At 53.6% G+C, this 11,369-nt stretch carries 7 protein-coding genes; all 7 read right to left on the bottom strand.

Annotated elements, in window-relative coordinates; genetic code table 11:
• Positions 1–30 precede the first annotated feature (30 nt).
• Positions 31–1,503: a RagB/SusD family nutrient uptake outer membrane protein gene (locus tag HWI92_RS00680; protein WP_204660293.1), complete on the bottom strand. Its 1,473-nt coding sequence runs from the start codon at positions 1,501–1,503 to the stop codon at positions 31–33.
• 128 nt (positions 1,504–1,631) lie between these two features.
• Positions 1,632–4,622 (bottom strand): SusC/RagA family TonB-linked outer membrane protein, encoded by a 2,991-nt coding sequence (locus tag HWI92_RS00675; RefSeq protein WP_204660292.1) that lies wholly within the window; start codon positions 4,620–4,622, stop codon positions 1,632–1,634.
• Between the two features lie 48 nt (positions 4,623–4,670).
• On the bottom strand, positions 4,671–5,906 hold the full coding sequence (gene dgoD, locus HWI92_RS00670) for a galactonate dehydratase (RefSeq protein ID WP_204660291.1): 1,236 nt from the start codon (positions 5,904–5,906) through the stop codon (positions 4,671–4,673).
• 107 nt (positions 5,907–6,013) lie between these two features.
• Positions 6,014–7,255 (bottom strand): mandelate racemase/muconate lactonizing enzyme family protein, encoded by a 1,242-nt coding sequence (locus HWI92_RS00665; RefSeq protein WP_204660290.1) that lies wholly within the window; start codon positions 7,253–7,255, stop codon positions 6,014–6,016.
• 153 nt (positions 7,256–7,408) lie between these two features.
• Positions 7,409–8,443: a LacI family DNA-binding transcriptional regulator gene (locus HWI92_RS00660; protein WP_204660289.1), complete on the bottom strand. Its 1,035-nt coding sequence runs from the start codon at positions 8,441–8,443 to the stop codon at positions 7,409–7,411.
• Positions 8,440–9,795: an enolase C-terminal domain-like protein gene (locus HWI92_RS00655; protein ID WP_204660288.1), complete on the bottom strand. Its 1,356-nt coding sequence runs from the start codon at positions 9,793–9,795 to the stop codon at positions 8,440–8,442. Before HWI92_RS00655 ends, HWI92_RS00660 begins: the two co-directional genes overlap by 4 nt.
• Before the next feature lie 36 nt (positions 9,796–9,831).
• Positions 9,832–11,367, bottom strand: a complete 1,536-nt coding sequence (locus HWI92_RS00650; protein WP_204660287.1) for a SusD/RagB family nutrient-binding outer membrane lipoprotein — start codon at positions 11,365–11,367, stop codon at positions 9,832–9,834.
• Positions 11,368–11,369 lie beyond the last annotated feature (2 nt).

Genomic DNA, 11,369 nt, shown 5'->3' with positions numbered 1-11,369 from the left:
CAGCAGTAACACAGGGGCTTGGCATTTGTACTATAAGTTGGGATTCAGGGAAGTATCCGAATAAGGCAGTGGCAACCAGTAATTGGCCTTGGTGATAGCGCGGATGGGTTGCAAGTCGTCAGGACTTTTATTTGCATTGGCTTCCTCAACTTTTTCCAATCTTACCAGATCAAACCACCGTGTTCTTTCGCAGGCAAACTCCCATGCACGTTCCTGCACCACCTCGTCGGCAAACTGGGCGGCGCTCAGGCCATCGGCTGATGATAATGCCTTGGTTCCCGCGGCACGTCCTCTGAGGCGAATGGCATTCAATGCATCGTAGGCAGCCTGATCAGGCCCGGCGGCACGTGCTTTGGCCTCGGCATAAATGGTCAGCACGTGCGCATACCGCATCATCACCGACGGCAATGACGCCTGGTACGTTGAAATATCTCCCTTGATGTACCACTTTTTATAGTAGGGATGCTTTGTCAGGCTGCGCTGCCATGGAATTTTTGCACCTGACAATCCGAACTCAGTCCTGAAAGTAGCATCCTTCCGCGGACCTGCCGGAAATGCATTGAAGAAGTTGAGCTCTGCATACATATCATCCCAGCCGCCCTCTTCCCCGGGCATGGTCGTCAACCCATACGTCGAATTTCCCGAGTCGCCGCTGGTAAATCCATTGATCTGAAACACCGCTTCGGCAGTTCCCGTGGAAGCCGGGTCGTTTTCAAAAACAGCAGCAAATGTGGGCAGCAGCTGAAAGCCGTAAGCAGCATGGTTATCGATTACTTCCTTGGCCTTTGCGGCAGCGAGCCCGTACTTGTCGGCCTGCTTCAATGGCCAGCCCGCCATGGTCAGGTACACATCTGCCAGGTATGCCTTGGCCGAACCTTTGTTGGGCCGGCCCGGATCGCGCTTGGTATCGGGGAGGTTGGTTTCGGCCACTTTCAGGTCAGCCACGATCAGGTCGTACACCTGCTGCGGCGTCGATTTGCTTATTTGCAGCAAGTCGGCGGAGTACTCGCCGGCCAGTACCAGCGGGATATTTCCCCAGAAACGCGTAAGCCAGTAATAGGAAAATGCGCGTATAAAGTGCGCCTCGCCTACGATGACCGCGATGGATGCCGCATCTCCGGTCGTCTTTTCCCAGTTATTGATCACATTGTTGGCGCCCTGTATGGCCTTGTAGCAACCGTTGTATACAGCATTGGACCGCTGGTTGGTGGTGGATACGTTAAACTGGTCGAATTCCCGCCAGTCGGCCTTGTTGCTGGCCGGGTGCGTGGTCACATCGTCGCTGCCGAGGGTGGCGGCATTGGCCGAAGGATGCAGAAAACCCATCGACCACTGCGCTCCCAGACCCTTGTAAGCGCCTGTCAGTGCTGATTCGAGACCTGCCTGGGTGGCAAGTACATTTTCTCCGTAAAGCAGCCCGGTAGTATCTTCTTCCAGGTAATCCTTACAGCCCGCGCCCGTCAGGAGCGACAATGCGAGTATGAGTATGTTGATCTTTTTCATTGGATTTGATTGTTGTCGCGGGATTGGCTGCCGGCGATCGGCTTCTGGCTTTCCGCTTTGTATATTTTGTTTAAATGCTTCTTGAACCTGTAAATCCCGGTGCTGAAAACCGGCGCAAGTATGCCCTCTCAAAATCCCAGGTTCAGCCCCAGCGTGAAAACTTTTGCATTCGGATATGAGCCCCGGTCAATGCCGATGGCCGTGTCGGTGCCCGAGCCTACATTGCTTGATTCGGGATCCGGGCCGGAGTATTTGGTGATGGTAAACAGGTTGGTAGCGCTGGCGAAGATGCGAACAGTTGCCTTACCGCTCAACAGCGAGCCCGGGAAGTTATAAGCAAGCGACACATTTTTGAGCCTTACAAAGCTTCCGTTTTCGAGGAACCGGCTTGACTGGGTAAAAGGCTGGTATGTTTTGGTAAATGCAGGAATGTCCGAATCTTCATTGCCCGGCCGGTAGTAGTCGCGGATCTCGGTCAGCAGGAACTGCCTGGCTTCTCCCGAGCCCGACATGGCGCCTGCGCGGGTATAATTCAGTTTATCCACACCAAAAACACCGTTGACAAACACATTCAGCGTGAAGCCGCTGTAAGTAAATGTATTGTTCCACCCTCCGGTAACTTTGGGAAAAGCATGACCGATGATCTGAAAATCGTCTGTGGTGATACTGTTGTCCCCATTGATATCCTCATAATGGGGGTCACCCGGCACGCGTCCCTGGCGGGCAGCTATGTCTGCCTCATCAGGCTTGAAGGTACCCAGGTATTTGAGTCCCCAGTAAGAGCCCAGCGGCTGACCTGGCATCAGCATAAATTCATTCGTGATAGACATCCCGCCGCCTGCCCCGGTTCCGGTACCGATGCGCGGAAGTCCGCCAAGGTCCATTACACGGTTTTTCAGCGTCGAAAAGTTCAGGTTGGTTTCCCATGTAAACCTTTTACCCTGGACCGGTGTACCACCCACCGCAAATTCAAAACCCTTGTTCTCGATCTCTCCGATGTTGCGTGTCTGGGTACCGCCGCCTGCATAGTTCGGGATGGATACGTTCAGCAGCAGGTCCCGGGTGTTTTTATGGAAATAATCGGCTTCCAGGTGAATACGGCCGTTCAGAAATTCCATTTCCACCCCTGCATCGCTCTGGCTGGTGGTTTCCCATTTCAGGTCGGAGTTACCCGCATTGCCCTGGATCACACCGGCCGTGATGCTGTTGTTGTTGAATGATACGTAAGTCGTATTGTACAGCGACAGGGTTGCATACGGATTGATTGCCTGGCTGCCCGTAAGTCCCCAGCTCCCGCGCAGTTTCAGGTTGCTGAATACATTCAGGTTTTTGATAAACGCTTCCTCCGAAAGCCGCCAGCCCACTGCCACCGACGGGAACACGCTGTACCGATTGTCAGCACTGAACTTGGACGATCCGTCCCGGCGTACCGCAGCAGTCAGCAGGTATTTGTCTTTGAATGCATAATTCACCCGGCCAAGCAGTGACAACAGGGTCCATTTCTGGAAACCGGAAGAAACCGATGCGGCCGAGTTACCGCCGATATTATCGTAGCCCAGCTGCGGAAAGCGCAGCCCGGTGGCATTGGCAGTAAAGTTTTTGTTGGTATACTGCTGGGTTTCAAGCACCGCCACTGCATTGATCGAATGGTCGCCGAGCTGCACATTGTAGTTCAGACTGTTGGTATTCTGCAGTGTGACGGCATCGGACGAGTACCGGGATGCATTGGGAACATTGTTGGCAATCCGCGGACCGTTGAAGTTGCTGTTCTGCTGATCCAGGTAGTTGATCGCATACTGAAGATCCAGGCTCAGGCCCTTCACCGGAAGCTGGTAGTTTAATCCGCCGATTGCATTGATGTTCATTCTGGCAAGATCATTGGACCGATCGTACAGGTTGTCGAGCGGACTGCGCGATACCGACCCGATCGGATCGGCAAAGGTTGGCAGGCCGTCTGCCCCATAGGCAGGCGTGGTGGGGGCCCATTGCAGGGCTTCAATCAGCGCACCGCCGCCGTCGGTATTGTGATTTTTGGAATAAGCACCCGAAAGATTGAACCGGAATGCCAGCTTGTTACTAACCTGGGTGTTCAGGTTGGTACGAAAAACGTAGCGCTTGAAATTACTGTTTTCTACGATTCCATTCTGTTTTACGTAATTACCTGAAATCATGAAAGTAGTTTTGTCGCCACCGCCGGTTACGGTGAGCTGCTGCTGGGTACCACTGCCCCTCCGGTACACCAGGTCCTGCCAGTCGGTTCCGCCATTGGCTTTGTAGCCCGAAATCTGGGCGTCGGTATACGGAGGCGTAGAGCCTGTTGCAAGCGCCCGTGCATTCACGATCTCTGCAAATTCACCCGCAGGCAGCAGGTCAAATGTTTTGATCACATTGGAAAAGCTTCCCTGCCCCTCGTAAGTTACCTTGATCCCCTTATTTCCTTTCTTGGTGGTAATAATGATGACCCCGTTTGCACCCCGGCTTCCATAGATGGAAGTCGACGCAGCGTCTTTCAATACCTGCAGAGAGGCGATATCCGCGGGATTGAGCAGGCTGTAATCTGCGCCAATGTAGCCGTCGATCACATACAGCGGATCATTGTTGCCAAGTACCGAGTTCGCACCCCGCACACGGATTTTGGAATCACCCCCCGGCGAACCATTTGACTGGGTCACCTGCACACCGGTCGCCCGTCCCTGCAATACTTGATCAAGGCGGGTCACAGGCTGCTGTGAAAACTCCTTGGTCGATATGACAGCCAGTGAGCCGGTTACGTCAGTTTTGCGCTGCGTTCCGTACCCTACCACCACCACTTCGCCCAGGCTGCGTGAGGTCTGCATTAGTTTCACCTCAATCGTGCTCCGGTTGCTGATCGCAATGGTTTGACTTTCGTACCCGATAAATGAAAATACGAGGGAGCCGCTCGCAGGAGCACTGATCGTAAAATTTCCGTCGGCATCCGAAACGGTCCCCTGCGAGGTACCGCTCAGCAAAATGTTCACGCCCGGGAGGGCTGCATTATCCTGGTCTGTGACCTTTCCTGTCACCGTGCTGTTCTGGGCAAAAGCCAGCGTACTGCCCAGCAGCAGGTGAAACAACATTACTTCCCACACTTTTTTCATAGCATTTCCTGATGTATTTATTGGTATAAAAAAGAATCAAATACTTGCTTACCAGTCCACAACCGACCCGTCGAGCGCATTGTACGACTCCGGGTTTTTCCAGTCGTGGCCTATCTTATCCTTCATCTGGTCTTCGTCCAGCTCAATGCCCAGTCCGGGCTTCACAGGTACCATTACGGTTCCGTCTTTTTGTAGCTTAAATGGTTCTTTCAGATAGCCTTCACCCAGGGTTACCTGCTCCTGTACAAGAAAATTGGGTACGCTGGCTGCGAGCTGAATGCCGGTAGCCAGTGAAATAGGACCCATCGGATTGTGCGGCGCAATGGGTACATAGTAGGCTTCTGCCATGCCCGCAATCAGCCGGCCTTCGGTGATGCCGCCGGCGTGGCAGAGATCGGGCTGAACAATGCTTGCAGCTCCTTTTTCGAGGATCTCGCGAAAGCCCCATTTGGTAAAAATCCGCTCGCCGGTCGCAATGGGCAGGTGGGTGCCGCGGGCAATATCAACCAGCGTATCCACATTCTGCGCCTGGCAGGGTTCTTCAATAAACATAGGCTGAAACTGTTCAAGCTCTTTGATCAGCACCTTGGAGGTTTGCTGGGGCACCGACCCATGAAAGTCGATGGCAATGTCCATATCGGGACCGCCGGCTTCCCGGAGTGAAGCAAAGTTGTCCGCAGCATATCTGATAAATGAGGGGTTTTCAACAATGTTGGCAGGGTTCTTCCTGGCAACTCCGGTTTTAATAACGGTGTAGCCTTCGGCCTTCCGCTTTTTCATTTCCTCTGCATTGGAGGCCCGGCCATATACCCGCACCCGGTCGCGGGTAGGACCGCCCAGAAGTTCGTATATCGGTACGTTGAGGAGCTTGCCTTTGATATCCCAGAGCGCCTGATCAATCCCGCTGAGGGCACTCGTCAGGATGGGGCCGCCCCGGTAAAATGCATGGCGATAAATGGCCTGCCAGTGATGTACAACCGCCCTCGGGTCCTTTCCCAGCAGGTACGGCTCCACTTCCTTGATCGCCGTCTGAATGGTCAGGGCACGGCCTTCCAGCAGGGGTTCGCCAAGGCCCACAATGCCGGCATCGGTGTGGATTTTCAGGAATATCCACCGGGGTTTAACCAGGAAAGTTTCGAGCTTCGTGATCTTTACTTTGCCGTATTCCCTGAAAGGTTGCGGAGGCGCAGCATAGGAGTTTTTGGGCAGCAGCATGGTACCCGCAGCCGCAATACCCAGCACAGATTCAATGGCTGAGCGGCGGGACATTTTGGTTTGTTTCATGGTAAAGGTTCAGGTTTGATGGTCCGGGTCAGCGGGCCTGGTTCAGGTTGGTACATGTGGCTCCTGCACCCTGGCGGCAGCCCTTTGTCCGCTCTGCACCGGCACTGTTACCAATTATGAATAGATCCGTCCGGCGCTTTCAGGATCGGATGCGGGAACTTGGTTTTTTCTTTCACTTCCAAGACGAACGTCGCCTTTTTGGGATCGAACCTGACGCCCAGTCCCGGCGCATCGTTCAGGTACAGTTTGCCATTTTTGAAGTTGATAAAATCCTCGTTGAAGTACGGGGGACGCTCGGGCTCGCCTCCTCCAAGTTCCATGAGCGCCCGGGCAGGACTGCTGGAACCCAGTACATGCACCAGTGTGGCCGTGGCCAGCGGACCCGTGAAGTGCGGGATCATGCCTACGTAGTGGGTCTCGCACATGGATGCGAGCTTTTTGAACTCGCTGATTCCGCCGGTATTGGGCAGGGTAAAGCGGGTATAGTCGATGAGGCGGTTTTCGATCAGTTCGTTGGTATCCCAGCGGTCGCCGAACTGCTCCCCAACCGCAATCGGCACCTTGGTCATGGTACGTACCGTTTTGTACACCCCCGGGTTTTCAGAGCGGATAATGTCCTCCACGAAGTAGGGTTCAAGGGGTTCCAGCGCATTGCAGATTTTCAGCCCGTCGGTCATATCGAACCGGGTATGCAGGTCTATCGCCCACTTGCCGCCGCCACCTACGGCTTCGTCAATACGTTTGCAGAAATCAATCGTCTTTTTAACATTATCGTAAAAATCAAAAGGCTCGTCCCCGTTGCCTCCGGTAGGGCCAATGCGGTAAGCCCTGAGCCCGGCTTCAATGCAGTCCCTGGCGCGCTCCTCCTCGGTTTTGCCTTTGGAAGCTTTAAAGCCGGTGGCATAGCATTCTACATAGTCACGGGTAGCGCCGCCGAGCAGCTCGTACACCGGCACGTTCAATGCCTTGCCTTTGATGTCCCACAATGCCATTTCGAGCGCGCCGAGCGCATGCAGCTTCTCCCGGCCCGGCGGGTAAAACATGCCGCGGTATATATTCTGCCAGATGTGCTCGATCCGGAACGGGTCTTCCCCGATCATCATTTGCGCACACTGCTCAATCATATCCTTGCTGCCTCCTTCGCCTATGCCGCTGATCCCGCCGTCTGTCTCGATCTCCACGATACCCCGCGCCTGGTTGAAGAGCGGCTTGTTGTACCCCGGAGCGGCATAGTACCGGATTTTGGTAATCTTCATTTTAGAAGCCAGGCCAGCCTTTGCGGCAGGGATCCCTGCCACGACTGCCGCGGCTCCCACGATCGTATTTCGTAAAAACTCCCTTCTTTCCATGTATCAGTTTCTGGTTTGCAACTCGATTTGTATTCAGGAAAACTTCATTCAAAAGCACTGCATGACGGCCCTGCTCCGGTATTTTCAGCTTAGTCCTGACGGGTGCAGCTTGTCACGATGTCAGGTTAACCGTTTAAGCATTGGTATAAAAATTCAGGATGACCACATTGATTTTGTCATGGACGAATCACGGGCGATCAGCTTTGCTTCCATCAGGATCTGCTTCATGCCTTCTTCCGGGTTTTTGAGTTTTTTTAGCAGGTACTCGACGGACGTTTTGCCCAGCATTTCCAGAGGCTGGCGCAGGTAGGTAATGGGACAGTAGTACAGGTCAAAAACTTCCGCCTGTCCGAAGCTGACAATCGCCAGGTCGGAAGGTACTTTCAGACGCAGCTCATTAATATACTTCAAACCATTGATGGCCAGCCCGTAAGTAGCGAAGATCAATGCCTCCACCCGATGATCCAGGGCCAGCACTTCGTCTATCGCAACTTTTACCTCCTGCTCCATGGTTTCAAACTTTACCTCTTTCAGCCAGCTTGGATTGAAGTCGATCCGGTGGTCGGCGAGCGCATGCCGGTACCCGCGGATGCGCTCCACCATGTGGTACATTTCGGATTTATAGGCGATCAGTCCCACGCGCTCGTACCCGCCCCGGATGAGGTGGATGCCGGCATCGTAGGAAGCCTTGAAGTTGTTGGTGGCTACAAAGTCGGTTTGTATATCGGGAAAATGCCGGTCAAGCAGCACAAAAGGCAGGCTACGCTCTTTCAGGTAATGTACCTGGTTTTCAGAACCCTCGCAGGAAACAATGATGAATCCATCGACCTGCCTGTTGATAAGTACATTGAGCAGGTCCCAGGATTTATCCGCATTTTCATCACAGCTCCCGATGATCACCGTGTACCCGTTTTGTTTGGCCTCGTCCTCAACCACGCGCGCAATGTTGGCAAAAAAAGGATTGGAAATATCCGCAATGATCAGCCCGATGGTATGCGTGCGGCCGCTGCGCAGACTTTTGGCGAGGTGATTGGGCTGGTAGTTGAGCTCCCGGGCAATCTCACGGATCTTGCGGGCGATGGTTTCCCCCACCCGGGTCTCCTTTTCCTTCCCGTTCAGGACATAGGAAACCAGGGCGGTAGAAACGCCGGCTTTTTGGGCTATGTCTTTGAGGGAAACCTTTTTCATGGGCGGATGATCGTACCATCGAACTTGCGTACCTGCCAGTTGGACTTGGTGGTAATGGGATACTTGGCAGCTTCCTTTTCATTGATGTCCACACCAATGCCCGGTGATTCGTTCAGGTGCATATAGCCATTTTTCATCGTTGGGCAGCCCGAAAAAATTTCAAGCGTTTTGTCGTTGAAAGACACTGCCTCCTGAATTCCGAAGTTCCATACGGCCATATCAATGTGCGCGTGGGCAGCGTGGCCGACGGGCGACACGTCCCCGGGACCATGCCAGGCCGTACGGATGTTGAACCACTCTCCCAGCCTGGCAACCTTCATCGCCGGGGTAATGCCGCCGATCTGTGAAACGTGAATGCGGATGTAGTCGAACCATTGATTAACCATTGGTTCCAGGAATTCATTGATGTTGTTGAAAAGCTCGCCCATGGCGATAGGCACCGAGGTAACCTGGCGCAGCTGTTTGAACCATTTCATATTTTCAGGTGAAAACGGATCTTCAATAAAGAAGGGATTGTATTCTTCCAGCTTCTTGATCATGTTGATCGAATTCATGGGCTGTACCCGCTCGTGAATGTCGTGGAGCAGCTCTATTTCTTCACCGCAACTTTTTCGTACAGCTGCAAACAGCTTGGGAATGGCTTTGAGGTAGGTATTTTCATTCATGAAATTATCGCTTTCACCTCCAAAGCCGGCACCGCGGAAATCGGGTTTTTCAATGGTACTGCCTACCGCGCCATAGCCGCCCTGCTGAATGCGGATAAACTTGAAACCGCGCTCCATGATGCCTTTGACGCTCTCGACGGTTTCTTCGGGCGAGTTACCATTGGCGTGCGTGTAGCAGGGTACTGCAAACCGTACTTTCCCGCCCAGCAGCTGGTGGAGCGGCATGCCCGCACGTTTTCCCTTGATATCCCACAATGCCTGATCAAGGCCGCTGAGCGCATTGTTCAGTACCGGTCCATTGCGCCAGTAGGAGCTCACGTAAGCCGACTGCCACATATCCTCGATATTGTCCACATCTTTACCCGCACAAAATTCATTGAGGTAAGTGTTAATAGCGACTATTACGACTTCGGCGCGCTGGGTGAACGTGGCGCATCCCAGTCCGTAGAGGCCGGGCTCGGTAGTCTCCACTTTCACAACGATCAGATTGGACCCCTGGGGCGCGGTAGCGATTGCCTTTACGCTTTTGATCTTCACCGGCTTCATCGCTTTGGCATAATCCGGTGTGCCTTTTTCCTCCCTGGCTTTGGCATCCGATATCCCTCCGAATAATCCCATCAGTCCGGCTGAGCCGCTCAGCCCCAGCATTTTCATGGTGTCGCGACGACTAAATTCACTTTTGTTCATGCGCAGCTATTTAGATGTTTTCTGGTTTGGTTTCAGCTATTCCTTGTCCCACCATACGCGGGTATTAAGGTCATTGGGCCCCTGGCGGGTGTTGGCGTCATTTACATTCTGAAGGTTGACCACGATCTCACTGTCGGGATACGGCATGCGCCGGATGAAATTGCCGGTGATCTCCGCCCCCGGGTAAGGGTTTTTCTTCAAAGCGGGAAAGCCGCTCCTGCGGAAGTTGGCGAAGGATTCGTTGCCGTCGAGAAAGGTTGCGACCCAGTACTGGGTATTGATTTGCTCCAGCGCTTTGGCATTATCGAGCGGATGTGCTTTCAGGTAGGCAGCGATTGTGGCTTCGGGGATCGCAGCCGAAGGATCATAGGATGCCATTTGTTCGAGGTTGGCACGAATGCCTTTTTCGAAATAGTCCGCGGGTGAACCTTGTATCCAGCCGCGCACGGCGGCTTCGGCCACCAGCAGCTGTACCTGTGCATAGGTAATATGAAACTCAGGCGCGTCAAGTTTCAGGACGGTGGTCAGGTTGATCTGCGAGAAATCCCAGAGACTGGCCACACCATTTTCAGCCAGTACATTGTTAATCGTCACATCATTGTACCCCATAGGCATACCAACCTGTACTTTGGGGTCGGAGGATGCGCGTGCCGGCACCTGCTCAGGGCCGCCTTTTGCCCCTACATACCGCACCGCAAACACCGGCAGGCGCGGATCATTGTTTTCCTTCAGATAGTTCACAAAAGGAGCTGCGAGGTAGAAGTTGGTTTTTTCACGCGCGGCCAGGTGATTGGCAATGTAATTGTTGTAAATGGCTGTGTGACGGATCACGGAGTTATCGGCATTGCTGGCGAATACACCTCCGGAGACCGCTTTGACCACATAACTTTTCGCAGTCTGCGGGTCTGCCTTCGTGAGCCGCATGCTTGCCCGCAGCATCATGGAGTAGCCCAGCTTTTTCCATTTGGCAACATCCCCGCCGTACAGAATGTCAGTGGTAACAGGCGGCTGCGAAGCATCCAGTGCAGCGGAAGCTTCTTCCAGCTCTTTCAGAATATCGCGGTAAATGGCCTCCTGGGGATCATACTTGGGCCGGATGATCTCACTGATGTACCCCTGCCCTGCCTCAAAGTAAGGCACGTCGCCGTAGGTATCCGTCAGGATCATAAAAGCATAGGCTTTCCAGATGCGGGCGGCATGGTAGATATTGGCCTGCGCAGGATCGTCGCGCGTCTGATCGACCACGGCGACAAGCTGCTTGATCACATTCCGGTATAAATTAACCCATACCAGCGGCGTGTTGGCATTGTTGTAGGTGTTGTAATTGCCACCCGAAAGGGAGCTCCCGTAAGGTGTGATCACCTGCTGCACAATCCCGAAATTGTAGCACAGCATGCCCAGGGTGGATACGCCGTCGAGATAGGTGGTGCTGATGATCGCCTTGTTGAGGATCAGCGACGGCGCCAGCGAAGTGGGATCAACCTTGTTGGTATTGATTTTATCAAAACCCTGGTCACAGCCCGACAGCAGGCCGAGCAGGAGTATCACTGAGAAGATATGCCTGGTTTTCATGA

This window comes from Dyadobacter sandarakinus (genome assembly GCF_016894445.1).
In the GTDB taxonomy this organism is placed as follows: Bacteria; Bacteroidota; Bacteroidia; order Cytophagales; family Spirosomataceae; genus Dyadobacter; species Dyadobacter sandarakinus.
This window is presented reverse-complemented; position numbering and strand designations above follow the sequence as displayed.